Source organism: Kitasatospora sp. NPDC048194, assembly GCF_043202455.1.
Taxonomy (GTDB): Bacteria; Actinomycetota; Actinomycetes; order Streptomycetales; family Streptomycetaceae; genus Kitasatospora.
Genome location: NZ_JBIDAK010000009.1, coordinates 200,560 through 222,610 on the forward strand (window position 1 = coordinate 200,560; position 22,051 = coordinate 222,610).

Below are 22,051 nucleotides of genomic sequence, written 5' to 3' on the forward strand. Positions count from 1 at the left end.
CTGGGCGCCGCTACCCGCCAGTCACTCCGGCCGCCCGAGCAGACCGGTGAGGTGCTCCGGCGTGGCCACCGGGCAGACCTTGTGCACGAAGTCCCGCCGCAGCGCGTGGTACGGCTCGCCCGCCCGGTAGAAGTTGGCGTGCATCCGGCGCAGTTCCTCCGCCCGGTACTCGGCCAGCGGCTTCGTCTCCTCGTCCTCGGCCCGGCGGCGCTTCTTGTCCACCAGCCGCCCGGTGAGCTCGGGCGAGGCGGCCAGCCGGGAGGCCTCCCGGGCGACCCGGCGGCGGAACTCGCCCGCGTCCCCGCCGAAGGTCCGGTCCACCAGGCCGATCCGGCGGGCGTGCTCGGCCCCGACCGGCAGCGCCTCGGTGGTGAGCCGCTCGGCCTGCTCGGCGCCGACCCGGGCGGGCAGGGTGTACGTCCAGTACTCGGAGCCGTACAGGCCCATCAGCCGGTAGTGCGGGTTGAGCACCGCCGACTCCCGGCACCACACCTCGTCGGCGGCGAGCGCCATCATCAGGCCGCCGGCCGCCGCGTTCCCGGCCAGTGCGGCGACGGTCAGCTTGTCGCCGGTGGTCAGGATCGCCTCGACCAGGTCGTCCATCGCGTTGATGTTCTCCCAGGACTCCAGCGCCGGGAAGGCCGCGCCCTCGATGACGTTGAGGTGGATCCCGTTGGAGTAGAAGTCCCGGGGTGCGCCGAGCACCAGCACCGAGGTGGGCCGGTCGGCGGCCGTGCGGTAGGCGGCGAGCAGCCGGCGGCACTGCTCGGTGCTCATCGCACCGCCCGCGTAGGCGAACTCGAGGTAGCCGACGTCGCCCTCCTCGCGGTAGCGCAGCTCCGACCAGGTGTCCCGGCGGCCGGCCGCGGCCGGCGTCACCGGCACCTCGCGCACGCGGTGCAGCTCGTCGGCGAGCACCGTCGCGGCCGGCAGCTTGAAGGTGGCCGGCCCGCCGGGGGTGCGGCGCGGGCGCAACTGCGGGATCCAGACCGCGCCGTCCACGGTGGCGCGGCAGATCGCGCCGTCCCGGGTGGCCAGGACGGCACCGGGCTCCGGGCCGCGCAGCTCGTCCTCGGGGTGGCCGCCGTGCAGGAAGAACTCGCGGCCGTACAGCTCGTCCAGCACGCCGGGCTGGGAGTCGGCGGCGCGCAGCTTGCGCAGCACGGTGGCGGTGTCGTCCTGCTCCCAGTCGATCCGGCGGACCTCCTGGCGCAGGAAGGGCCGCAGCTTGCCGCGCACGTCCGGGCGGCTGTAGTCGAGCGGTTCCGGGGTGAACAGCCCGCCCTCGTACCGCTGGACGGCGAGCAGGACGGCCTCGACGGCGGCGTCGGCCACCTCGCCCCGGTACAGCTCGCTCTTGCCGCAGTCGGGCACCGGGAACTCGACGGACGCCCAGATGTCGCCGGCGTCCATCTCCTCGACGGCCTGCAGCACGGTGACGCCCCAGTGGGAGGCGCCCTCGGTGATCGCCCAGTCGAGCGAGGAGGGGCCGCGGTCGCCCTTCGGGCCCGGGTGCACGATCAGGACCGTCCGGGAGGACCAGATGTCCGCCGGGACGGCCTTGGTGAGCATCGGGCAGAGGATCAGCTCCGGGTCGACCCGGGCCACGGCGGCCCGCATCTGGTCGTCCCCGAGCGCGAGTTGGACGGCGACCTGGTGGCCGCGCTCGCGCAGCTCGGTGTGGACGCGCTGGGTCAGGCTGTTGAACGCCGTGGCGATCAGGAGAATGCGCAAGGGGGCCTCCGGGCAGCGACTTCGGGTGCGCGGTGGCGATGAAACCAGGGCATGGACACGTAACGGTTACGTTCGGTGCCTCAGCGCCCGACCCTCACGCATCCCGCACACCTGTGCACCCCGCTTCGCGGTATCTCCCCAGCCCCTCCCCCCGCGTCGCCTACCGCGGGAACGCCCGGCGGGCCCGCCAGGTGGTGTGCTCGCGGGAGACCGCGTCCTCCGCCTCCGCGGCCAGCCGGGCCCAGCGCGCTTCCGCGTCCGGCGCCCGGAGGTCCAGGTCGGAGAGCTGGTTGCCGACGTTCTCCAGCTCGCGCGCGGCCAACTGGTAGGCGGCGGCCAGCGGGCGCAGCTGCTTGAGCTGCGTCCAGGCGATGATCGCCGCGGCCGCCGCCGAGCTGGCGCCGAAGACGTGCACCTCCAGAGCGCCGGTGGCCTGGGCGATCGCCGCCGCCGCACCGATGATGATCAGCGCGGCGATGCCCAGCCCCCAGGAGACCGCCTGGGACTCGCAGGACTCGGCGCGCGAGCGGTACCAGGTGCGCTGGCCCTCGACCCGGGTGCGCAGGTAGAGCGTGCGCCGGGCGGTCAGGCTGTCGGCCCGGGCGCGGCGCATCTCCTCGGTGATCTCCGGGACGGTGCCGGGCGGCACGATCTCCGGGTCCTCGAAGGCCCGCAGCACGTCCTCGACCTGCAGCAGGTAGCCGCGGTCCGCGTCCGCCGACTCGGCCTCGCCGTCGAACGGCCTGGCCCGGACGGTGTACTTCCAGGCCAGCGTCTTGACCGACTCGGCCGCCGCCCGGGCCTCGTACCAGCGGCCCTGCGGGTTGCTGCGGCGCAGCCGGGACCAGAAGTAGCCGGCGACCAGGAACGCGGCCACCGAGAACAGTGGCTTGATGTCGCTGTCGCCCTTGTGGTCCGGGCCGGGGAGCGACCCGATCAGCGCGGCGATCACCAGCATCGCGATGAGTCCCCGGTGCCACCGGAGCGTCTCGCGTTGCCCGTCCAGCGAGGCCTTGTCGGCCCGCCAGAACAGTTCCGGCAGCAGCCTCGCCTCGACTCCCCCGGGCGGATCCTGTTGCACCATGGGTCGAGCCCCCCTCCCCCTTCTCCGTCCAGGCAGTATGCCCACGGCCAACTGCCCTACACGGTCGCCTTTTTGACAACCGCCCGGCGCCGCAGGACCTGCGGTGATTGCCTCGCGGGCCGGTAACCGGTAGAACCGGTTACATGCCGTTGCACTGGAAGCTCGTCATCGACTGCACCGATCCGCACCGCCAGGCCGCCTTCTGGGGCGCCGCCCTCGACTACACCGTCGAGGACCACAGCGCCCTGGTCGCCCGCCTGCTCGACGCCGGCGCCGTCACCCCGGAGGCCGTCACCGAACTCGACGGCCGGCCCGCCTGGCGCACCCTCGCCGCCGTCCGCCACCCCGAGGACCCGTACGACCCGGCCTCCGGCACCGGCCTCGGGCGCCGCATCCTCTTCCAGGCCGTCCCCGAGGCGAAGCAGGCCAAGAACCGCCTCCACCTCGACCTCCACCCCGGCCCGGCCGAGCGCGCGGCCACCGTCGCCCGCCTCCGGGCCCTCGGCGCCACCGTCCTGCGCGAGGTCAGCGAACCCGCCGGCACCTGGACGACCATGGCCGACCCGGAGGGCAACGAGTTCGACGTCCAGTGACGCCGCTGCCCCGCCCTCCGGGCCGGAGGGCGGGGCAGCGTTCAGCCGGGCAAGCCGGCCTGTGGGGCGGGGGCCGCGTGGGCGTCAGAGCAGGCCGAGGGCCGGCATCAGGTAGTAGAAGGCGAACACCGCCGCCACCGCGTACAGCGGGGCCGGGACGCTGCGGGCCCGGCCGGCAGCCAGGCGCAGGATGCAGAAGGCGATGAAGCCGAAGCCGATGCCGTTGGTGATCGAGTAGGTGAACGGCATCATCACGATGGTCAGGAAGGCCGGGATCGCGATGGTGTAGTCGGCCCAGTCGATCTCCTTGACGGAGTTCGCGAGGATCAGGAAGCCCACCGTGACCAGCGCCGGGGTGGCGGCCTGGGCGGGGACCATGGTGGCCAGCGGGGTGAGGAAGAGCGCCACCATGAAGAGCAGGCCGGTGACGATCGAGGCGAAGCCGGTCCGGGCGCCCTCGCCGACGCCCGCGGTGGACTCGACGAAGCAGGTGTTGGCGGAGGCGGAGGTGGCGCCGCCGGCCGCGGTGGCGATGCCGTCGACCATCAGGACCTTGTTGATGCCCGGCAGGTCGCCCTTCGCGTCGAGCAGGCGGGCCTCGTCGGCGACGCCGAGGATGGTGCCCATCGCGTCGAAGAAGCAGGACATCAGGACGGTGAAGACGAACAGCACGCCGGTCAGCACGCCGACCTTGGAGAAGCCGCCGAACAGGCTGACCTTGCCGACCAGCCCGAAGTCGGGGGCGGCGACCGGGTTGCCCGGCCAGGTCGGGACGGTGAGGCCCCACTTGAGCGCCGGGATGTCGGCCGCCTGGTCGATGACCAGGGCGAGCACGGTGGAGGCCGCGATGCTGATCAGGATGGCGCCGGGCACCTTGCGGATCACCAGGACGAGGGTGAGCACCAGGCCGAAGACGAAGACCAGCACCGGCCAGCCGAGCAGGTGGCCGTTGCCGCCGAGCTGCAGCGGGACGGTGGTGTGGGCGGCGTCCGGGATGCGGCTGACGAAGCCGGAGTCGACCAGGCCGACCAGGGCGATGAACAGGCCGATGCCGATCGCGATGGCCTTGCGCAGCCCGAGCGGGACGGCGTTCATGACCCGCTCGCGCAGGCCGGTGGCGACCAGCAGCATGATCGCGAAGCCGGCCAGCACCACCATGCCCATGGCGTCCGGCCAGGTCATCTTCGGCGCGAGCTGCAGCGCCACGATGGTGTTGACGCCGAGGCCGGCGGCGAGCCCGATCGGGACGTTGCCGATCACGCCCATCAGCAGGGTGGTGAGGCCCGCGGTGAGGGCGGTGGCGGTGACCAGCTGGGCGCTGTCGAGGTGGGCCCCGGTCATGTCCGTGGCGCTGGCCAGGATGATCGGGTTCAGCACCAGGATGTACGCCATGGTGAAGAAGGTGGCGACGCCGCCGCGGATCTCGCGGGGCAGGCTGGAGCCGCGCTCGGTGATCCGGAAGTAGCGGTCGAGGGCACCCGTCGGGGGCTGGGGTGCGGCGTCGGGTTCGGGCGACTCGGTGGTCGGCTGGACCACTGGCATGGCGGGGAGTCCTCTGTGGGGGAGCTGAGGAGAGGGGGGAGACCGCCCGGGGCGACGGTGGCCGGGCGTAGACCAAAGTATGGTTTCCGGATCGCACCCGCGCTATCTTCGCGCGTAGAACCCCAGATCGGCGGGGCCGTGCCGCCGGGGCCCCCGCCCGGCCCGCGGCGCACCGTACGCTAGGCCCCATGCCCAAGACGCCACTGCACCCCTCGCCCCCTCCGCTGGAGGCCAACGACGTCGCCATCGTCAGCGGGGGCACGGTCCTGTGGTTCGTCGCCTTCCTCGTGCTGCTGCCCTTCCAGGGCACCCTCTCCGACCACGGGCACGGCACCTGGCCGTGGATCTGCCTCTCCGGCGGCCTGCTCGGCCTGATCGGCCTCTGGTACTGCCGGGCCCGCCGGGACGCGATCGCCCGCAGCCGCGCCGCCGAGGCCGCGCAGCGCGAGGCGGACGGCGACGGCTCGGGCGGCGGCACCGGCAGCGGTACGGGCCCGGCCACCCGGTCGGACTGAATGGTCCTTTAGTAGCACGCATCGGACAAAGGGCACCCGTAGAGTCGGTGCCATGACCCAGCCTGCCCAGCCCGCGGAAGAGCAGCCGGCCGACGGAGAGCGCCGGGACGGTGCGCACCCCCTCGGGTTGCTGCCCGGGCGGCGTGGCGGACTGACCGCCGCCGAGGTCGCCGAGCGGGTCGCGAGCGGCCGCGTCAACGACGTCCCGGTGCGTTCCAGCCGGTCCGCCAAGGAGATCGTCCGGGCCAACGTCTTCACCCGGTTCAACGCGATCATCGGCGTCATGTTCGGGATCATCCTGATCGTCGGCCCCCTCCAGGACGGCCTGTTCGGCCTGGTCATCGTGGCGAACACGGCGATCGGCATCTTCCAGGAACTGCGCGCCAAGAAGACCCTGGACAGCCTGGCCCTGATCGGCGAGGCCCGTCCGCAGGTCCGCCGGGACGGCACCGTCCAGCAGATCGCCGTCTCCGACATCGTCCTCGACGACACGGTGCTGCTCGGCACCGGCGACAAGGTCATCGTGGACGGCGAGGTCACCGAGGCGGACGGCCTGGAGGTCGACGAGTCGCTGCTCACCGGCGAGCCCGACCCCGTCCTCAAACAGCCCGGCGACCAGGTGATGTCCGGCAGCTTCGTGGTGGCCGGCGCGGGCGCCTTCACCGCGACCAAGGTCGGCCGGCAGGCCTACGCGGCCCAGCTGGCCGAGGAGGCGAGCAAGTTCACCCTGGTGAAGTCGGAGCTGCGCACCGGCATCGACAGCATCCTGCGGTTCATCACCTATCTGCTGATCCCCACCGCGCTCGGCCTGATCATCAGCCAGCTCGCCGTCGAGGGCCGGGACTGGCGCGAGGCCGTCCGCCGGATGGTGGCCGGCATCGTGCCGATGGTCCCCGAGGGCCTGGTGCTGCTGACCTCGGTGGCCTTCGCGATCGGCGTGATCCGGCTCGGCCGCAAGCAGTGCCTGGTCCAGGAGCTCCCGGCGATCGAGGGCCTGGCCCGGGTGGACACCGTCTGCCTGGACAAGACCGGCACCCTCACCGAGGGCGGCATGGACGTGATCGACCTGCGGGTGATCTCCGACGGCGGGCCGCCCGCGGTCGACGAGGCCACCGTCAAGCACGCGCTCGGCGTGATGGCCGGCGCCGACGCCCGGCCCAACCCCTCCATGCAGGCCGTGATCGACGCGTACGGGCGGGGCGACGGCCCGGGGCCGGGCGGCGACGGCTGGCGGGTGATCGAGGCGATGCCCTTCTCCTCCGCCCGCAAGTGGAGCGGCGTGCAGCTGCTGGAGCCGCAGGGCGGCGAGGCCAGCTGGCTGCTCGGCGCCCCCGACGTCCTGCTGCCCGCCGGGCACCCGGCGCTCGCCGAGGTGGACGAGCTGGGCGCCCGGGGCCTGCGGGTGCTGCTGCTCGGCCGCACGCCCGATCCGCTGGACTCCCCCGACCCGGCCGCCGGCCTCAGCCCGCTCGCCCTGGTGGTGCTCCAGCAGCGGCTGCGGGCGGACGCCGCCGACACCCTGCGCTACTTCGCGGGGCAGGACGTCCGGGCCAAGGTGATCTCCGGTGACGCGGCGGTCTCGGTGGGCGCGGTGGCCGGCCACCTCGGCCTGCCCGGTGCGGACCACCCGCTGGACGCCCGTACCCTGCCGCAGGACCCGGAACAGCTCGCCGACACGGCCGAGCGGACCAGCGTCTTCGGCCGGGTCACCCCGCAGCAGAAGCGCCGGCTGGTCGGGGCGCTGCAGTCCCGGGGCCACACCGTGGCGATGACCGGCGACGGCGTCAACGACGTGCTCGCGCTCAAGGACGCCGACATCGGCGTGGCGATGGGCACCGGCTCGGACGCCACCAAGGCGGTCGCCCAGATCGTGCTGCTGAACGACTCCTTCGCCACCATGCCCTCGGTGGTCGCCGAGGGCCGCCGGGTGATCGGCAACATCGAGCGGGTGGCCGGCCTGTTCCTGGTGAAGACGGTCTACTCGGTGCTGCTGGCGCTGCTGGTGATCTTCACCCATGCGCCGTACCCGTTCCTGCCCCGGCACTCCACCGTGCTGTCCACCCTCACCATCGGCGTGCCGGCCTTCTTCCTGGCCCTGGCCCCCAACAACGAGCGGGCCCGCACCGGCTTCGTGAAGCGGGTGCTGCGCCTCGCCGTTCCCGGCGGCGTCATCGCCGGCACCGGCACCTTCGTCGCCTACGCGCTGGCCCGCGCCAACCACACGACGGACCTCAAGGCCGACACCAGCGTGGCCACCCTGACGCTGTTCCTGATCGCCATCTGGGTGCTCGCCATCGTCGCCCGGCCGTACAACTGGTGGCGGCTGCTGCTGATCGGCGCGATGGGCGGCGCGTTCACGCTGGTCCTGGTGGTCCCGCCGCTGTCCGACTTCTTCCAGCTCTCCCTGGTCGGCGACCGCGACCCGTGGACGGGCGTGGGCATCGCGCTGATCTGCGGCGCGGTGCTGGAGGTCGCCTGGGCGTGGATGAAGCGCCGCGGCGCGGAGTGAGCCCGGTCGGACGAGCCGGGTCGTATGAGCCCGGTTCCAGGCCGCCCGCTCTAGCATGGCACCCGGAAGGGGGTGCCGGATGGCGCGCAGGGGTGGGGAGTTGGAGGCGTTCACCGCCTTCCTCGGCGGACTGCTGGCGGTCGGGCTGACGGCGCTGGCGATGGTCGGCGTCGGCCTGACGGACCGGCTCACGCCCGCACTGCGGGCCGCGGCGATGGTGACGCTCGGCGCGGTCTGGCTGACCGTCACCACCACCGTCTACCTGCGGCTCAAACCGCGGAACGGCTGAGCCCGCCGAGCCCGCCAGGTCGGCGGAACCGGCGGAACGGACGGGACCGGCGGAGCCCAGGCCCGCTCGACCCGGCCGGCCCGCCCGGCCCGCCGCTCAGCCCTCGAAGTCCCGCGCCGCCGACAGCTCGTACGCCCGGTCCGGCTCGCTGAGCGCGGCCAGCACCTCGAAGCGCCGGTGCCACTGCCCGACCGACCAGGCGAGCCCGGCCGCGAGGCCCTCCGGGGTGGCGGCGTGCAGCAGCCCGGGCACCGGCGGGACGTCGAACTCGTCGTCCTCGTCGGCGGCTTCGGCCTGCTCCGGGTCGTACGGCGGCTCCGGCGCGTCCGCCTCGTGGTCCCAGCGCCAGTCCACCGCGGCCTCGGCGCCGTCGGGGCCGACGACCAGCAGCTCCTCGTGCTCCTCGTAGACGACGGGGCAGCCGGGCAGCAGCTCCCGCACCACGGCCGGCACCCGGTGCAGCACGCCCTCGGAGAGCACCCGGCCGCCGGCCACCTCGCTGGCCAGCGACACGTGCAGCCGCTCGGCGAGGTCCGCGGCGAGCGCCGGGGCCACCGGCAGCAGCGGGTACGGGTGCAGGAGCTGGACCAGGTCGGGGGCGTCGGCGACGACCGCCTCGGTCGCGTCCACCACCACCGTGTGGTCCGGGCGGCGCCCGGTGTCCGGGTCCAGCGGCGGCAGCGCCCGCACGACGTCCAGCGGCTCGATCCGCTCCCGGTCGACCCTGGCCAAGGCGCTGTGGATGCCGTGCAGTTGGCGATGCCCGACCGCTGCGGCCGGGTCGGTGAGCCGGTCCAGCACCTCGTCCGGGCCGTGCGGCTCGGCGAGCAGGGCGGCCAGCGTGGTGCGCACCCCGAGGGCGTGCAGGAACTGCTCGTCCAGGGTGGTGCGCGCCTCGTCGTAGAGGCCGCGCAGCAGCGGGTCGGCCCCGGCGGCGCGCAGCCCGGCGGGCTCGCGGCCGTCCAGCACCGGGTGGTCGCGCAGCCACCAGGCGGTGTACGGCGGCAGGTCGGCGTAGGAGCCGTCCGGCAGCAGGGTGCGCACGGGAGTGACCACGGCGTCCCGGTACGGCGGGCGGGCCAGCGCGGCCAGTGCCTCGGGCCAGGCGTCGTCGTCGACCAGGTCGAGGTCGCGCACGGCAAGCAGTTCGGCGGCCACCGGCGGCACGCCGACCGCCTCGTCCGCGTGCAGCGCCTCCAGGACGTCCTCGGCCCAGTCGGCGAGCCCGTCCGGCGCCTCGTCCAGCAGGCCGGTGGGGTGGCCGCCGGCGGCCCGGTCGGCGGGTGCGGTCGGGTCGAGCCGCTCCAGGTCGTCCGGGTCGAGCACCACGTCCTCGGCGCGCACCAGCACGAAGTCGGCCAGGGTGCCGACGGCGGCGAGCACCTCGGGGCCCCAGCGTTCCAGCAGTTCGTCGTCCACCCAGCCGGCGTCCTCCTCGCGTGCGAGGGCGGCGAACGGGCTTCCGGGCAGCACGAGTTCGCCGGCACGGGCGGGCTCGCCCTCGTCGTCCAGCAGCGCCAGCCGGGCCAGCCAGGGGTGCTCGCCGGGTGCCGGGGCGGCGGCCTTGACCAGGGCCAGGACGGCGTCGGCCAGTTCCAGCGCGGCGTCCAGGTCGTCCTCGGCCAGTTCGTAGGAGCGGGCGACGGCCGCCCGCACCTCGGGGGTGTCCAGGACCCCGGCCGGGGTGGCGGTGCCGGCGCCGAGCTTGGCCAGCAGCGGGTGGGCGGCCTCCGGGTGGGCCAGCCGCAGGTCCAGCGTGGCGAGCGCCCCGGCCAGCGTCTCGGGGTAGCCGGGGAAGGCCGCCCAGTCGGCGTCCTCGGAGGGCAGCAGCACCCGCCGCGGCCCGGTGACGGTCCGCCCGTCGGCGAGCGGCACGGGCAGCGCGCCGAGCGCCTCCGGGTCGGCCGCGCCGAGCGCCGCGTACAGGTTGCGCCACCAGGCGGGGTCGCGGTCCAGACCGCCGAGCTGGTCGACCACCTCGGCCAGCGGCACCCGGCGCACGTTCAGCACCCGCAGCTCGGTGCGGCGTTCCAGCCCGGCCGGCAGCAGCCCGGGGAAGATCGGCGCCAGCGCCTCGACCACCGAGCCGTCCGCGCCCTCCAGCAGCGTCGCGTCCCGGGGCCGCAGCGCCGGCGTGCCCTCCTCGACGCCGCCGGGGTGGGGCAGGAACGGCGTGCCGGGCAGCCGGGAGAGCACGGCGGCGCGCAGCGCGTTGTCCAGCGGCCCCTGTCCGAGCGGGCCCGGCACCAGGCCGAGCGAGCCGAGGTCGGCGCCGCGGGCGCGGAGCAGGTCGGCGTAGCTGTCGGCGGCGCGCTCGGTGAGGAAGTCGGCGAGCGGGCCGGGCGCGATGTGCCGACGGGTGGAGTCCAGCGGGTAGGAGGCGATCAGCAGCGCCGGCAGGCCGATCGGCTCGTCGCTGGGGGTGGGCGCGTGCAGCACCGGCTCGACGGCGGGCCGCTGCGGGGTGCCGTCCTCGTCGACGGGAACGGCCCAGGTCACCGTCCAGTAGGGGCGGGCGCGCTCCTCGGTCGGCCGGTCGGCGAGCAGCTCCGGGTCCAGCCGGCCGGAGGCGCCGGCGGTCTGCCAGACGGTCTGGCGCAGCCGCCCGCCCGCGTCGTCCGTGACGGTCACCTCGGTGACGCCGTCCGGGCGCGGCTCGGCGGCGCTGCGGGTGAGCGTGCGGGTGCCGTCCGGGGTCTCCACCACGATCTCGGCGAGGCCGGGCAGGGTGAGCAGCAGCGCGTCGTCGATCCCGGCGAGCAGCCGGCGGGTCAGGTCCTCGGCGGGAGCGTCCCGCAGCGGCAGCACCACCACGGTGTCGTAGCCCTCGGGGGCGGGCCCCTCGGCCGCGAACGGCAGCCGCAGCAGCGGCACGTGGCCGTCCCGGGCGCGCAGCTCGTCGGCGAGCGCGGGCTGCGCCTCGGCCAGGGCCCTGGCCTCACCGAGCGACCAGCGCACCCCGCCCGCGGCACCCAGCACGGCGGGCTCGTCGGTGACGGCGAGGACGGCGGCGAAGCCGACGCCGAACCGGCCGACGGCGGGCGTCTCGCCGCGCTTGGAGGAGGCCCGCAGGGTGGACAGCGACTCGACGGCGGCCGCGTCCAGCGGCGCGCCGGTGTTGGCGGCGGCCAGCACCCCGTCGGCGAGGGTCAGCCGCAGCCGCCCGGGGCCGTGCCCGGCGCGCACCGCCGCGTCGGCCGCGTTCTGCGCCAACTCGACGACCAGGCGGTCGCGGTAGCCGCCGAGCGCCAGCTCCTCCTCGGCGTTGGCGTCCTCCCGGAAGCGGGCCGGCGAGGCGGCCCAGGCGTCCAGGACCCGCCGGCGCAGCGCGGCGCTCCCGAACGGGTCCGCGAGGTGCTCGTCCGTGCCGCTGCCGATGATCCGAGGTTCCACTGGACCTGCCGCCTTCCGCCACCCTGTACGTCGTAGGGGCATTCTTCCCTGCCCCACTGACTGCTCCCGACCACGGCCCGGCCCGACGGCCCGGCAGCGGCCCCACGGCGGTCCCACGGCGGCCGCAACAGGCCCCGCGAAGGCCGGGGACAGGCCTCACGACCCGGACGGCCGGATGACGGCCCGCCGCGCCCCGCGCCCGCCCGCGGGCGGGGGTCCCACGGGCGGCGGCGGGGAGCGGACGCCGCGGCAGCAGCGCCCCCCACCTCCGCGTACGGCGCGGCCCGCCCCACCGGTTCAGTGGGACGGGCCGTGCGGGGTGCGGGTGCGGACCCTGGGTCAGGAGTGGCCGAGCTCCTCGGCCGGGGCGTCCGGCTCGACCGAGCCGGAGGCGCGGTCCGGGTGCAGCTGCAGCGGCTCGACCACCAGCTCGTCCAGGATCAGCTCGGACGGCGCCGGCGGAGCCGGGATGACGGCCGCCTCGGAGTGCCCGCCGCAGCCGTACGCGAAGGAGACGATCTGCCCGTCGGCCGGGCCGAACTCGTTGCCGCACACGCCGAAGGCCTGTCCGAGCGAACCGCCGATCGGCACCAGGAAGCCGCAGCTGCCGCACGCGGCGGGGGCCGCCTGCGCCATCGGGGTCTGCGGGCCGTGGGCCTTCTCCCAGCGCTCGGCGGCCAGGTGCAGGCCGAGCCGGGAGAGCACCCGGCTGCGGCCCAGGCCGAGCTCCTCGGCGACGGCGTTGATCCGCGCGCGGGCCGGGGCGGGCTGGACGTGCGGGTCGGTGACGACGACATCCTCCTCGGCCGCGAGCGCGACCACGGAGTTCGGCGCGGGCTCGTCCTCGCCGGTCCAGCCGGGCTCCAGCCGCAGGTCGTCGGCGCCGGTCGGCAGCAGGTCTCCGGGGCCCATGTCCCCGGGGCGCAGCCGCTCGCTCCACGGCACCCACTCCGGGGCGAGCACGGCGTCGGGGCCGGGCAGCAGCACGACCTCGTCGAGGGTGACGTTCTTGGCGCGGGGCGCGCGGGCCACGGTGACGGCCCAGTGCCAGCCGCGGTAGGCCGCGTCCAGGCACTCGAAGTTGTGGGTGACGACGCGGTCGGCGTCCGCCTGCACGCCCAGGTGCGGACCGACCGCCTCCGGTCCCACGGCCTCCTCGGCGGCCTGGCGGGCGAGTTCGACGGCCTCGGCACAGAGCCGGTCGGGGGTACGGCTTCGCATCGCAGCACTCACGGCGTCGATTCTCTCCCAGTTCTTCTGTCGCCCACGGCGTGTTGCCTGTTTCGTCGCGGCTCGGTAGTCCCTCGTCCATTCTGCGCGACTCGGGGCCGCCCCGGGTACCGGCCGCGCCGCTCGACCGGTCTGCCGGCGCTCGGCGCCCGACGGGCGGACCCTGCGCAGGCTACCCGCCGGTCGGCGCCCCGGCACAGTCCGGGGCGGAGCCGAGCCCTCCGCGGCCGCGCCGAGCGGGGGCGTATTACGGCGTTGCCTCGGCGAATCTGGGGCAGGATGGGCTTGTGGCGGACGACGACCCGTCGCAGCACGCACTGCGCTCCTCGCAGGCCGGCGGCCCCGACGAGGCGGACGCCGTGCCGCGACAGCAGACTCCCGCCCCCGCCGCGGGCGAACCGCGGCCGGGGGCCGATGCCGCGGCGCCCACCACCCGGGTCAGCCTGGTCAAGCGGGTCGTCCCGGCGGCCGACGGCACCCCTCGGCCCCACCCCCTCGACCTCGGCGCGGACCGGGCCGGCTTCGCGGCCGGTCCGCCGGCCGAGGCCCCGGCCGCTCCCCCCGGCGAGGAGCCGGAGCAGGACGGCGACGAGACCCCCGAGCCCCGCCGCTCCTTCCTGGTCCGCACCGCCTCGGCCGCCGGTCTGCGCACCGGCAAGCTGGTGCGCTACGCCGGCCGCCGGATCCGCCGGGCCACCTCCGCCGAGGGCGCCGGCGAGTCCGGCCTCGCCAAGCTGATCGAGCTGCACGCGCTGAACTCCTTCGGCGACATGCTGATCACCATCGCGCTGGCCTCCACCATCTTCTTCTCCGTCCCCACCGGCCAGGCGCGCGGCCGGGTAGCCCTCTACCTGCTGATCACCATGGCGCCGTTCGCCCTGCTCGCGCCGGTGATCGGCCCGCTGCTGGACCGCATCCCGCACGGCCGCCGGGCGGCCATGGCGATGTCGATGCTCGCCCGGGCGGTGCTGGCCTGGACGATGGCCGGGGTGATCTCCGGCGGCGGCATCGCGCTGTACCCGGAGGCGCTGGGCGTGCTGGTGGCCTCCAAGGCGTACGGGGTGGTGCGCAGCGTCGTGGTGCCCCGGCTGCTGCCGCGCCGGCTGTCGCTGGTGAAGGCGAACTCGCGGGTGACCTTGGCCGGGCTGCTGGCCACCGGCGTGGCGGCCGGGGTGGGCGGGCTGCTGCACCTGCTCGGGCCGGGCTGGCCGCTGCGCGGCGCCTTCCTGGTGTTCGTGATCGGCACCCTGATGGCGTTCCACCTGCCGCATGAGGTCGACTCGGCGAAGGGGGAGCAGCGGGCCGTCCTGCACGCCGAGGTGCACGGCGAGGGCTCGCACCTGATCCACCACAAGGCGCCGAAGGTGAAGGCCTCGCTGCGCACCGTCGGCCCCTCGGTGGTGCTGGCGCTGCGGGCGATGGCGGCGATGCGCTGGCTGGTCGGCTTCCTGGTGTTCTTCCTGGCCTTCCTGCTGCGCACCGATCCGATCGGCGGGCTGCAGCCGACGCTGGCGCTGGGTCTGGTGGCGGCGGCGGCCGGGACGGGCAACGCGCTGGGCTCGGTGCTGGGCTCCTGGCTGCGCACCCGCGGCCCGGAGGCGACGGTCACCGCGATGCTGCTGGTGGCGGCCTGCGTGACGGCGGCGGCCGCGCTCTGGTACGGCGTGGTGACGGTCATCCTGGTCGCGGGGCTGTCGGGGATGGCGGCCTCGCTGGGCAAGCTGGCGCTGGACGCGCTGATCCAGCGGGACGTCCCGGAGGCGGTGCGGACCTCGGCCTTCGCCCGCTCGGAGACGCTGATGCAGCTGTCCTGGGTGGCGGGCGGCGGGGTGGGCATCGTGCTGCCGCTGAACGGGGTGCTGGGCCTGTCGATCGCGGCGGCGGTGGTCGGCCTGATGCTGCTGTGGACGGCCCACTCGCTGCTGCGGCTGGGCCTGCGCCGGCACCCGACGGCTCCCCGGGTGGCCTGACCGGGCCTGGCCGGGGCCGGCCTGGCTCCGAGCGGGCCGGTGCGGGGGCGGTGCGGGGGCGCTGCGGGCCGGTACGGCAACACGCGGTCGCCGACCCCCGCGTAGCGTGATCGGCCGGGCCCGGTAGATTCTGACGCATGAGCCTCAATGCCCGTGCCATCGCCGCCATCGGCGCCGTCGTCGTGGTCGGCGCCGCCACGGTGGGCACCTCCGTCGCGATCGCCGCCAACCAGACCGAGCACAACACCCACCGTGCCACCCTGACCGTCGGCAACTCCTCGATGACCATCGACCCGCTCTGCTGGAACGGCGGCAGCCCGCTCAGCGAGGAGCAGCAGCAGCAGTGCCAGGACACGGCCACCAACGCGCTCAAGGCCGGCACCCTCCCGTCGTCCGACGTGACCCCGAGCGACCAGGTCGGCGTCGGCGTCAGCCCGAACGTGGCCGACGCCGGCTGGTGGGCCTTCACCAACGGCGGCTCGACCACCCAGGGCGGCCGCTACAGCCTCTTCTCGTACGCCAAGGGCCCGACCTTCTCCGGTTCCCAGCAGGCCGCCAAGGTGCTGAACGCCAGCGGCAAGACCGTGGTCACCGTGGTCGAGGGCGACAAGAACTCGGACAACCCGATCGCCGTCTGGTACTTCCAGCTGAACACCCAGGACAGCTGACGGTCCTGCGATGACCGCGCACGTCCTGGACGCGCACCCCGAGCAGTCGGGCCCCGACCGGGCCCGGCTGCTCGTCGTCGTCGCGGTGGCCGCCGAGGCCGAGGCCGTCCTGCGCGGCCTGCCCGGCGGATCCGCCGCCCTGCCGCTGCCGGGGGGCGTGCTGCACCGCGCCGACGGCGCGCCGGTGGACGTGCTGGCCGCTGGGGTCGGTCCGGCCGCCGCCGCCGCTGCCGCCTCCGCCGCGCTGGCCGCCGGCCGGTACGGGCTGGTCGCCTCGGCCGGCATCGCCGGGGGCTTCGCCCCGCACGCCCCGGTCGGCGCCACCGTGGTGGCCGACGCGATCGTGGCCGCGGACCTCGGTGCCGAGACCCCCGAGGGCTTCGCCGACGTCACCGAGCTGGGCTTCGGCACCGTGCGGCACACCCCCGCCCCCGGCGCCGTCGCGCTGGCCGCCAAGGCCCTGGGCGCGGCCGCCGGCGAGGTCGTGACCGGCCCGGTGCTGACCGTCTCCACCGTGACCGGCAGCGCCCGACGGGCCGCCGAACTGGCCGCCCGCCACCCGGGCGCCGCCGCCGAGGCGATGGAGGGCTTCGGCGTGGCCGAGGCCGCCGCCCGGTACGGCGTCCCGGTCTTCGAACTGCGGACGGTGTCCAACCCGGTGGGCCCGCGCGACCGCACCGCCTGGCGGATCGGCGAGGCGCTGGCCGCGCTGGAGCGGGCCTTCGCCGCGCTGCCCGTCCCCGAACTGATCGAGGAGGCCGGCCGTGGCTGAACGGCTGAGCATCGCGTACTCGCCCTGCCCGAACGACACCTTCGTCTTCCACGCCTGGGCGCACGGCCTGGTGCCCGGGGCGGACGCCCCGGAGGTGACCTTCGCCGACATCGACGTCACCAACGGCCTGGCCGAGCGCGGCGAGCTGGACGTGCTGAAGATCAGCTACGGCGCGCTGCCGTGGGTCCTGGACGAGTACGCCCTGCTGCCCTGCGGCGGCGCGCTCGGGCGCGGCTGCGGCCCGCTGGTGCTCACCAGGCCGGGTGTGGACTCGCCCGCGGAGCTCGCCGGGCGGACGGTGGCGGTGCCGTCCGAGCGCTCCACCGCCTACCTGCTGTTCCGGCTCTGGGCGGCCGGGGCGGTGCCGGGCGGTTTCGGTGAGATCGTCGTCCTGCCGTTCCACGAGATCATGCCCGCCGTCCGGGACGGCCGGGTGGACGCCGGCCTGGTGATCCACGAGGCCCGCTTCACCTACCACCGGTACGGCCTGCACAGCCTGGCCGACATGGGCGAGGCCTGGGAGCGGGAGACCGGCCTGCCGATCCCGCTCGGCGCGATCGTCGCCCGGCGCTCGCTGGGCGCGGAGCGGCTGCGCGGACTCGCGGAGACGATCCGCGCCTCCGTCCGGCAGGCCTGGGCCGATCCGGCGGCCAGCCGCGCCTACGTGCTGGCGCACGCCCAGGAGATGGACCCGGCGGTCGCCGACCAGCACATCGGGCTGTACGTGAACGAGTTCACCGCCGACCTCGGCGAGGAGGGTTACGAGGCCGTCCGCGCGCTGCTCACCCGGGCCGCCGCGGAGGGGCTGGTGCCCCCGCTCGACCCGGGTGCGCTCGCGTTCGGGTAGTCCCGGCCGGTTCCCGGGCCGGACGGTGGCCCGGGGACCCTCAGACGTCGAACTGGTCGGCCACCGCGCGCAGCAGGCCGGCCAGCTTCTGGCCGGTGGGCTTGGCCGGGTAGCGGCCCCGCTGGAGGCCGGGCAGCACCGCGTCCAGCGTGGTGATCAGGTCCTGGACGATCGGCGCCATGTCGTCGGCGCTCCGGCGCTGGGCCGCTGCCACCGAGGGCAGCGCGTCCAGCAGCTGCACGGCCATCGCCTGGTCCCCGCGGTGGCCGGCGACCACGCCGAACTCGACCCGCTGGCCCGGCTTCAGCACGGTGACACCGGCGGGCAGCGCCTTGGTGTGGACGAAGACGTCGCCACCGTCGTCGCGCGACAGGAAGCCGAAGCCCTTCGTCTCGTTGAACCACTTGACCTGGCCGGTGGGCATCTCGAACAGTCCTCGAATGGGTGTGAGGGATCCCGGCCCTGGCCGGGGATCGCTGGGTGGTGTGGGAAGAAGGACGGCCGACCTCGGCTCGGCGCCCGCGGGCGCTCATGGTCAGCACGGTGTCAGGAGCAGACTAACCGTCCGTCACTGCCTCATCCGCGTTCCGCAAGGGATCGGCGCTCCAGGCCCCGCCCGGGGCATCGGGGGCGCGGGGATCTCACGGTCGCGGGCGACCCGGTACTGGCACGGCCGGGGCGGCGCTCTGCGCGGTCCATCGGCTCACACCCCCGGGTCTGAGGACACGGGACGCACCTGTAGCGCCCCTCGGCACCCCGTGCATACCCCCGCCCAGCAGGGATCAAAACGCATCGCTGCCGGGAAACTGCGCAACGTGACCGTCCCGCTCCGGTGGGCGGCTCCGGCGGCCGCTCTGCCAGACTGGGTGCGTCCAGTGCCGTCCCGGAGGAGTGAGCAGACGTGAGCAGCCAGAGCACCGACCCCGGCGACGTGTACGTCAGGGCCGGGACGGTCGTCTTCGCCCTCGGCGCGCTCGCCACCCTGATCACCTTCGTCCCGCTGTTCCTGCACCTGACGCCGCTGCCGACGGCCATGTACTGGCTGAGCATGCTGATGCCGGCCGGCTTCCTGGCCGCGCTGACCGGCCTGTTCGTCAACGCCCGGGCGCAGCGCCGCCGGGTCGGGCCGTAGCGGACCCGTTCGCCGCGAGGTGCCCGTCGAGCCACTCCGGGAAGCCGGTGAGGTCCGTGAGCACCACGTCCGCCCCGGCGGCCCGCAGCTCGTCGGCGCCGTACGGGCCGGTGGCCACGCCGACCGCGACGGCCCGCGCGTGGCGGGCGCCCAGGACGTCGCCGAGGTGGTCGCCGACGTAGATGCTCGCGCCCTGCTCGCGCAGTGCCTCGCCCTTGGTCTCCGCCCAGAGGTCGCCGATCACGGTGTCCGCCTCCAGCCCGGCGTGCTCCAGGTGGAGCAGGGCGTTCGGCTCGTACTTGCCGGTGATCACCGCGACCCGGCCGCCGTGGGTGCGGACGGCCGCGAGGGCGGCGTGCGCGCCGGGCAGGGCCGTGGTGGGGGCGAAGGCGTGGTCGCGGTAGAGCGTGCGGTAGCGGCGGGCGATCTCGTCCAGGTGTTCGGCCGGGAACCAGTTGCGCAGCTCGTCGAGCAGCGGCGGGCCGAGCCGGGTCACGGCCAGGTCGGCGTCGATGTAGGTGCCGGTCTCGGCGGAGAGCGCCCGGTAGGTCGCGTGGATGCCCGGACGGGTGTCCAGCAGCGTCATGTCGAGGTCGAAGCCGACGGTGAGCGGGGTGGTGCAGGTCGCGGGCATGCCGTCAGGCTACCCAAGGCGCACCGGCGGTGACGAGGTGATTTGCCCGCGCTCCGACGCGGACCTAGGTTGGCCCGAGCTGTCCGCGGGGAGGGCTCATGACCGGCACCACCGCACCACCGCAGGGGCGGCGCGCGCCCCGGCGCCGCATGCTGTGGCTCGCCGCCGCACTGGCCGTGCTGGCCGTCGCGGTGCTGCTGAGCCTGGCGGTCGGCAGTCGCACCGTCCCGTTGCCGCGGACCCTGGACGCGCTGCTGCACGGCGGTGACGGCGCCGACGCCGTGGTCGTCCGGCAGCTGCGGCTGCCGCGGACGGTCGTCGGGCTGGCGGTCGGCGCGGCGCTCGGCCTGGCCGGGGCCGTGACGCAGGGCCTGACCCGCAACCCGATCGCCGACCCGGGCATCCTCGGCGTCTCCCAGGGCGCGGCGGCGGGCGTGGTGGTCGCGATCTCCGCCTTCGGGGTCTCCTCGCTCACCGGGTACGTGTGGTTCGGCTTCGCGGGGGCGGTGGCCGCCACCGTGCTGGTCCACGGCCTGGCCGGGCGCGGCCGGGGCGGGGTGACCCCGGTCGGGCTGGCGCTGGCCGGCTCGGCGGTGTCCGCCTTCATCGCCTCGCTCGACACCCTGGTGCTGACCACGGACGCGGCCACCACGGAGCAGTTCCGCTTCTGGCACGTCGGCTCGCTCTCCGGGCGGACGGCGGACGTCGCCTGGCAGCTGCTGCCGTTCCTGGCGGTCGGCGCCGTGCTGGTGGTGGCGGTGGCCCGCGGCCTGGACGCGCTGGCGCTCGGCGAGGACACCGCGAGGGGCCTGGGCGCCAGGACCGGCCTGGTCCGCGCGGTCGGCGCGGTCGGCGCCACCGTCCTGACCGGCTCCGCGGTCGCGGCCGCCGGGCCGATCGCCTTCGTCGGCCTCGCCGTCCCGCACGCCGCCCGCGCGGTGGCCGGGGCCGACCACCGCTGGGTGCTCGCCTTCTCCGCCGTCCTCGGGCCGGCCCTGCTGCTGCTCGCGGACACCCTGGGCCGGGTGCTCTTCCCGCCGTCGGAGGTCCCGGCCGGGGTGATGACGTCCCTGGTGGGGGTGCCGGTGCTGGTGGCCCTGGTCCGCCGGCGGAAGGTGGTGGCGGCATGACGCCGGCGCCGCCGCGCGGCTCCTCGGCGCCCTCCCGGGTGCCCCTGGGCGGTTCCTCGGTGCCCTCCCGGGTGCCCCTGCGCGGGTACGCGGTGGTCCGGGCCGGGCGCGCGTCCTTCCTGCTGCACCGGCGCTCCGCGGCCGTCGCCCTCGGGCTGCTGCTCGCGCTGGCCGGGGCGGTGGTCGCCGCGCTGTGCCTGGGCGAGTCGGCCGTCTCCCCCGGCGAGGTGGTCAGGGTGCTGCTCGGGCGGCCGAGCCCGGACGAGCTGGTGGTCGGCGAGTTCCGGCTGCCCCGGGTGGTGGTCGGGCTGCTGGCCGGGGCGGCGCTCGGGCTGGCCGGGGCACTGGTCCAGACCGTCGCCCGCAATCCGCTGGCCAGCCCGGACGTGGTGGGCGTGACCTGGGGCGCGACGGCGACGGTCGTCGGTCTGGCGGCGTACGGGGTGGTCGGCTCGGCCGACCGGGCGCCGTACGCGGCGGTCGGCGGCGGGCTGCTGGCCGGGCTGCTGGTGTACGGGCTGGCGTGGCGGCGCGGGCTGCACGACCAGCGCTTCGTGCTGATCGGCATCGGGATCAGCGTCGCCCTGTCCTCGCTCACCTCGGTGTTCCTCACCAGGGGCGACGGCTTCCAGGCGCAGGCCGCGACGGTCTGGATGACCGGCAGCCTGGACGGCGCCGGCTACGACCAGGCCGGCCGGCTGGCCTGGGTGCTGGCGGCCGCCCTGCCGGTGGCGCTGTGGGCCGCGCGCGCCCAGCGGTCGATCTCCTTCGACGACGCCACCGCCGTCGGCCTCGGCCTGCGGCTGGGCCGGATCCGGCTGGGCTTGGCGCTGCTGGGCATCGTGCTGGCCTCCTGCGCCGCGGGGGCCGCCGGGCCGGTGGACTTCGTCGCGCTGATGGCCCCGCAGATCGCGCTCCGACTGGCCCGTTCGGTGCAGGTCCCGCTGTTCTGCTCGGCGTTGGCCGGCGCACTGGTCGTTGTCCTCGCCGACCTGCTGGCCCGGCGGCTGCTCGCGCCGACCGAGCTGCCGGTGGGCGTGGTGACCGGCCTGGTCGGCGCGCCGTACCTGATGTGGCTGTTGACCCGTTCCCGCCGTGGAGGCGCCTGATGACCGCTGGGACCCACCGCCTGGAGGCCCGGGGCCTCACCCTGGCCTACGAGGCGCGCACGGTGGTCGAGGGCCTGGACGTCCGCGTCCCCGACGGCCGGGTGACGGTGATCGTCGGCCCGAACGCCTGCGGCAAGTCGACGCTGCTGCGGGCCCTCGGCCGGCTGCTGAAGCCCGTCCGGGGCGCGGTGCTGCTGGACGGCGAGGAGCTGGCGCGGATCCCGACCAGGCGGATCGCCCAGCGGCTCGGTCTGCTGCCGCAGTCGCCGACCGCGCCGGAGGGCATCTCGGTGGCGGACCTGGTCTCCCGGGGCCGGCAGCCGCACCAGAGCTGGTGGCGGCAGTGGTCGGCGGAGGACGAGGCGGCGGTCGCGGAGGCGCTGGAGCGCACCTCCACCACGGAGCTGGCCGAGCGCAGCATGGACGAGCTGTCGGGCGGGCAGCGCCAGCGGGCCTGGATCGCGATGGCGCTGGCCCAGGGCACGGACATCCTGCTGCTGGACGAGCCGACCACCTACCTGGACATCGCCCACCAGGTGGAGGTGCTGGACCTGGTCCGCCGGCTGAACGTCGAACGCGGCCGGACGGTCGTCGCCGTGCTGCACGACCTCAACCAGGCGGCGCGGTACGCCGACCACCTGGTGGCGATGCGGGACGGCCGGGTGGTGGCGCAGGGCGCGCCCGGGGAGGTGGTGACGGCGGGGCTGGTGCGGGAGGTGTTCGGGCTGGACTCGGTGGTGGTGCCGGATCCGGTGACGGGCACGCCGCTGGTCGTCCCGGGCGCGCCGTGGGCGGCGTCGGCGGAAGCGGCAACGGCGGAAGCGGCGGAAGCGTAGGCGGCGCAGGTGCAGGCGCGCAGGCGGCGCAGGCGCAGGTGTCGCCGACGACCGCCGTGCAGGG

19 protein-coding genes are annotated in these 22,051 nt (G+C 75.4%); 12 read left to right on the plus strand and 7 right to left on the minus strand.

Annotated elements, in window-relative coordinates:
- Positions 1 to 21: 21 nt before the first annotated feature.
- Positions 22 to 1,734 (minus strand): hydrogenase maturation protein, encoded by a 1,713-nt coding sequence (locus ACGF07_RS14505; RefSeq protein WP_350750069.1) that lies wholly within the window; start codon positions 1,732 to 1,734, stop codon positions 22 to 24.
- A 160-nt stretch (positions 1,735 to 1,894) separates the two neighbouring features.
- Positions 1,895 to 2,818, minus strand: a complete 924-nt coding sequence (locus tag ACGF07_RS14510; RefSeq protein ID WP_350750066.1) for a DUF4231 domain-containing protein — start codon at positions 2,816 to 2,818, stop codon at positions 1,895 to 1,897.
- A gap of 143 nt (positions 2,819 to 2,961) precedes the next feature.
- Between ACGF07_RS14510 and ACGF07_RS14515 the strand changes: the two genes are divergently transcribed.
- On the plus strand, positions 2,962 to 3,411 hold the full coding sequence (locus tag ACGF07_RS14515) for a VOC family protein (RefSeq protein ID WP_392898537.1): 450 nt from the start codon (positions 2,962 to 2,964) through the stop codon (positions 3,409 to 3,411).
- An 84-nt stretch (positions 3,412 to 3,495) separates the two neighbouring features.
- On the opposite strand, the gene ACGF07_RS14520 is transcribed toward ACGF07_RS14515, so the two are convergent.
- The gene (locus tag ACGF07_RS14520; protein ID WP_350742971.1) at positions 3,496 to 4,953 is read right to left on the minus strand and encodes an NCS2 family permease; all 1,458 of its coding nucleotides are present in this window, start codon (positions 4,951 to 4,953) and stop codon (positions 3,496 to 3,498) included.
- Positions 4,954 to 5,141: 188 nt separating this feature from the next.
- Between ACGF07_RS14520 and ACGF07_RS14525 the strand changes: the two genes are divergently transcribed.
- The 3 genes from ACGF07_RS14525 (at position 5,142) to ACGF07_RS14535 (ending at position 8,266) form a co-directional block, all read left to right on the plus strand.
- Complete coding sequence (locus tag ACGF07_RS14525) at positions 5,142 to 5,468, plus strand: DUF2530 domain-containing protein (protein ID WP_392898540.1); 327 nt, start codon at positions 5,142 to 5,144, stop codon at positions 5,466 to 5,468.
- A gap of 52 nt (positions 5,469 to 5,520) precedes the next feature.
- On the plus strand, positions 5,521 to 7,977 hold the full coding sequence (locus ACGF07_RS14530; protein ID WP_392898542.1) for an HAD-IC family P-type ATPase: 2,457 nt from the start codon (positions 5,521 to 5,523) through the stop codon (positions 7,975 to 7,977).
- A 79-nt stretch (positions 7,978 to 8,056) separates the two neighbouring features.
- Entirely contained in the window at positions 8,057 to 8,266 is a 210-nt protein-coding gene (locus tag ACGF07_RS14535) for a hypothetical protein (protein WP_350742965.1), read from the plus strand.
- Positions 8,267 to 8,362: 96 nt separating this feature from the next.
- Here ACGF07_RS14535 and ACGF07_RS14540 read toward each other — a convergent pair whose 3' ends face one another.
- Complete coding sequence (locus ACGF07_RS14540; protein ID WP_350742963.1) at positions 8,363 to 11,659, minus strand: sacsin N-terminal ATP-binding-like domain-containing protein; 3,297 nt, start codon at positions 11,657 to 11,659, stop codon at positions 8,363 to 8,365.
- 339 nt (positions 11,660 to 11,998) lie between these two features.
- Complete coding sequence (locus ACGF07_RS14545) at positions 11,999 to 12,880, minus strand: DUF3027 domain-containing protein (protein ID WP_350742975.1); 882 nt, start codon at positions 12,878 to 12,880, stop codon at positions 11,999 to 12,001.
- A gap of 626 nt (positions 12,881 to 13,506) precedes the next feature.
- Here ACGF07_RS14545 and ACGF07_RS14550 point away from each other — a divergent pair.
- The 4 genes from ACGF07_RS14550 (at position 13,507) to ACGF07_RS14565 (ending at position 17,146) form a co-directional block, all read left to right on the plus strand.
- Entirely contained in the window at positions 13,507 to 14,859 is a 1,353-nt protein-coding gene (locus ACGF07_RS14550) for an MFS transporter (RefSeq protein ID WP_392898609.1), read from the plus strand.
- Positions 14,860 to 14,996: 137 nt separating this feature from the next.
- Positions 14,997 to 15,527, plus strand: coding sequence for a hypothetical protein (locus ACGF07_RS14555; RefSeq protein WP_350742961.1), 531 nt, complete (start codon positions 14,997 to 14,999; stop codon positions 15,525 to 15,527).
- 10 nt (positions 15,528 to 15,537) lie between these two features.
- On the plus strand, positions 15,538 to 16,299 hold the full coding sequence (locus tag ACGF07_RS14560) for a futalosine hydrolase (protein WP_392898547.1): 762 nt from the start codon (positions 15,538 to 15,540) through the stop codon (positions 16,297 to 16,299).
- Positions 16,292 to 17,146, plus strand: coding sequence for a 1,4-dihydroxy-6-naphthoate synthase (locus tag ACGF07_RS14565; RefSeq protein ID WP_392898549.1), 855 nt, complete (start codon positions 16,292 to 16,294; stop codon positions 17,144 to 17,146). The genes ACGF07_RS14560 and ACGF07_RS14565 overlap by 8 nt, the downstream gene beginning before the upstream one ends.
- Before the next feature lie 40 nt (positions 17,147 to 17,186).
- Here ACGF07_RS14565 and ACGF07_RS14570 read toward each other — a convergent pair whose 3' ends face one another.
- On the minus strand, positions 17,187 to 17,570 hold the full coding sequence (locus tag ACGF07_RS14570) for a cold-shock protein (protein WP_030289703.1): 384 nt from the start codon (positions 17,568 to 17,570) through the stop codon (positions 17,187 to 17,189).
- A 477-nt stretch (positions 17,571 to 18,047) separates the two neighbouring features.
- Here ACGF07_RS14570 and ACGF07_RS14575 point away from each other — a divergent pair, with 477 nt between their 5' ends.
- Positions 18,048 to 18,278, plus strand: a complete 231-nt coding sequence (locus ACGF07_RS14575) for a hypothetical protein (RefSeq protein WP_350742942.1) — start codon at positions 18,048 to 18,050, stop codon at positions 18,276 to 18,278.
- Here the strand turns inward: ACGF07_RS14575 and ACGF07_RS14580 are convergent.
- Positions 18,241 to 18,912 carry an HAD family hydrolase gene (locus ACGF07_RS14580; protein ID WP_350742940.1) on the minus strand — a complete coding sequence of 224 codons (672 nt, stop codon included), beginning with the start codon at positions 18,910 to 18,912 and terminating at the stop codon, positions 18,241 to 18,243. The two genes, ACGF07_RS14575 and ACGF07_RS14580, sit on opposite strands and share 38 nt — an antisense overlap.
- A 98-nt stretch (positions 18,913 to 19,010) precedes the next feature.
- Between ACGF07_RS14580 and ACGF07_RS14585 the strand changes: the two genes are divergently transcribed.
- The 3 genes from ACGF07_RS14585 to ACGF07_RS14595 are packed head-to-tail and all read left to right on the plus strand — an operon-like array spanning position 19,011 to position 21,987.
- Positions 19,011 to 20,042, plus strand: a complete 1,032-nt coding sequence (locus tag ACGF07_RS14585) for a FecCD family ABC transporter permease (RefSeq protein ID WP_392898553.1) — start codon at positions 19,011 to 19,013, stop codon at positions 20,040 to 20,042.
- Positions 20,039 to 21,151 (plus strand): FecCD family ABC transporter permease, encoded by a 1,113-nt coding sequence (locus tag ACGF07_RS14590; protein WP_392898555.1) that lies wholly within the window; start codon positions 20,039 to 20,041, stop codon positions 21,149 to 21,151. The genes ACGF07_RS14585 and ACGF07_RS14590 overlap by 4 nt, the downstream gene beginning before the upstream one ends.
- The gene (locus ACGF07_RS14595) at positions 21,151 to 21,987 is read left to right on the plus strand and encodes an ABC transporter ATP-binding protein (protein WP_392898559.1); all 837 of its coding nucleotides are present in this window, start codon (positions 21,151 to 21,153) and stop codon (positions 21,985 to 21,987) included. The genes ACGF07_RS14590 and ACGF07_RS14595 overlap by 1 nt, the downstream gene beginning before the upstream one ends.
- Positions 21,988 to 22,051 lie beyond the last annotated feature (64 nt).

Bases quoted from the DNA above. Each gene is read 5' to 3' on its own strand.
- ACGF07_RS14525 (WP_392898540.1), top strand. From the start codon at position 5,142: ATGCCCAAGACGCCACTGCACCCCTCGCCCCCTCCGCTGGAGGCCAAC.
- ACGF07_RS14590 (WP_392898555.1), top strand. From the start codon at position 20,039: ATGACGCCGGCGCCGCCGCGCGGCTCCTCGGCGCCCTCCCGGGTGCCC.
- ACGF07_RS14555 (WP_350742961.1), top strand. From the start codon at position 14,997: ATGAGCCTCAATGCCCGTGCCATCGCCGCCATCGGCGCCGTCGTCGTG.
- ACGF07_RS14535 (WP_350742965.1), top strand. From the start codon at position 8,057: ATGGCGCGCAGGGGTGGGGAGTTGGAGGCGTTCACCGCCTTCCTCGGC.
- ACGF07_RS14530 (WP_392898542.1), top strand. From the start codon at position 5,521: ATGACCCAGCCTGCCCAGCCCGCGGAAGAGCAGCCGGCCGACGGAGAG.
- ACGF07_RS14560 (WP_392898547.1), top strand. From the start codon at position 15,538: ATGACCGCGCACGTCCTGGACGCGCACCCCGAGCAGTCGGGCCCCGAC.
- ACGF07_RS14510 (WP_350750066.1), bottom strand. From the start codon at position 2,818: ATGGTGCAACAGGATCCGCCCGGGGGAGTCGAGGCGAGGCTGCTGCCG.
- ACGF07_RS14570 (WP_030289703.1), bottom strand. From the start codon at position 17,570: ATGCCCACCGGCCAGGTCAAGTGGTTCAACGAGACGAAGGGCTTCGGC.
- ACGF07_RS14520 (WP_350742971.1), bottom strand. From the start codon at position 4,953: ATGCCAGTGGTCCAGCCGACCACCGAGTCGCCCGAACCCGACGCCGCA.
- ACGF07_RS14585 (WP_392898553.1), top strand. From the start codon at position 19,011: ATGACCGGCACCACCGCACCACCGCAGGGGCGGCGCGCGCCCCGGCGC.
- ACGF07_RS14580 (WP_350742940.1), bottom strand. From the start codon at position 18,912: ATGCCCGCGACCTGCACCACCCCGCTCACCGTCGGCTTCGACCTCGAC.
- ACGF07_RS14515 (WP_392898537.1), top strand. From the start codon at position 2,962: ATGCCGTTGCACTGGAAGCTCGTCATCGACTGCACCGATCCGCACCGC.
- ACGF07_RS14595 (WP_392898559.1), top strand. From the start codon at position 21,151: ATGACCGCTGGGACCCACCGCCTGGAGGCCCGGGGCCTCACCCTGGCC.
- ACGF07_RS14545 (WP_350742975.1), bottom strand. From the start codon at position 12,880: ATGCGAAGCCGTACCCCCGACCGGCTCTGTGCCGAGGCCGTCGAACTC.